We start from the raw sequence: 764 nt of genomic DNA on the forward strand, positions 1-764 counted from the left end.
ATTCGCCAGGAACAGCTCGCGCTGAACGACGAGCAGCGCGCGGTGCGGGCGCAGCAGCGCGACCAGCAGCAGGCGTTGAAGCAGGCCCGGAACGAGGCGGAAGCGCCGCAGCGGGCGGCGAACGACGCGGCGAACGCGGCTGCATTCCGCGACAAGCAGGAGCAGAATGCACTGAAGCAGGCGCAGCGCGGCGCGGAAGGGCCACAACGCGCGGCGAGCAAGCAGGCATACGACCAGAAGCAGGCGGATTTCCAGCGCAAGCTCGACCAGGCGCACCAGCAGGCGGCGCAGAAGGCGCAGGAGCGGGCGGACAACGCCACGCGCTACGAGCAGAAGCAGAAGGAAGCCGCGCAGCACAAGGCCGATGTCGAGCGGCGTCAGCAGGAAGCGGCCGAGAAGGCCAAGCAGCAGCAACAGCAGGGGCAGTAACGTGTTGAATTGATCGGGATCAGTCTCGGGCGCGTCGGCACGCCAGTCGTCGCGCTGCTTCGATGAGGAGGCAAGTATGCAAAACCGTCACACGGAACAGCAGCAGGAATTGCACAACCGTTTGGCTGCATTGCAGGAGCAGCACCAGCAGCTCGCTCGGGAGATCGAGCTGAAGGAAGGACACTCCGACATCGACGACATCACGCTGCACCGGCTGAAGAAGGAAAAGCTGGCGGCCAAGGACAAAATCATTTTGCTGCAATCGCAGCTCGAACCGGATAAGCGCGCCTGAGCGCGGCCTGGCAAGCGCCGGCGCCGCCCGGGCGCTGGACACA

Annotated in this window: 1 protein-coding gene and 1 pseudogene; both read left to right on the plus strand. The window is 65.3% G+C overall.

All coding sequences use genetic code 11. The features are described 5' to 3' along the window. Window positions 1–429, plus strand: a pseudogene (locus tag JMF90_RS39055) (hypothetical protein); the annotation flags it as partial. 76 nt (window positions 430–505) lie between these two features. Continuing rightward, the gene (locus JMF90_RS39060; protein ID WP_006478692.1) at window positions 506–721 is read left to right on the plus strand and encodes a YdcH family protein; all 216 of its coding nucleotides are present in this window, start codon (window positions 506–508) and stop codon (window positions 719–721) included. The last annotated feature ends 43 nt before the right edge of the window (window positions 722–764 follow it).

The sequence above is a fragment of the Burkholderia sp. E168m23 genome (assembly GCF_016586125.1).
Taxonomy (GTDB): Bacteria; Pseudomonadota; Gammaproteobacteria; order Burkholderiales; family Burkholderiaceae; genus Burkholderia; species Burkholderia orbicola.